Source organism: Stenotrophomonas sp. SrG, assembly GCF_050031795.1.
Taxonomy (GTDB): domain Bacteria; phylum Pseudomonadota; class Gammaproteobacteria; order Xanthomonadales; family Xanthomonadaceae; genus Stenotrophomonas; species Stenotrophomonas rhizophila_A.
On sequence record NZ_JBNBBE010001418.1, the window covers coordinates 1 to 235 of the forward strand.

Annotated in this window: 1 pseudogene; it reads right to left on the reverse strand. The window is 77.4% G+C overall.

What is annotated here, in order from left to right:
* Positions 1–235, reverse strand: a pseudogene (locus ACQG3P_RS24070) (hypothetical protein); the annotation flags it as partial.

A 235-nucleotide genomic window follows, 5' to 3' on the forward strand; every position in this document is an offset into this window, starting at 1 on the left:
CATCTCGGGTGGTTGGTCGCGCCGCGTTGGGGTTCGCCGTGCGTGCTGCGGGTGGAGGTCGGGCCCGGCTCGCTGGAGCGGTGGGTGGGGCCGCCCCAGAGGCACCCGGTGCGCTGGTGGCGGTGCTGGTTGAGGTGTGGGGTGGTGTCGTAGGCGGCGTCGCGGTCGGCGTCGACGTGGCACGCGCCCTGGTGCGGTTGGGCGGTGGGGGCGAGGGTGGGGGGGGGGGGGGGGG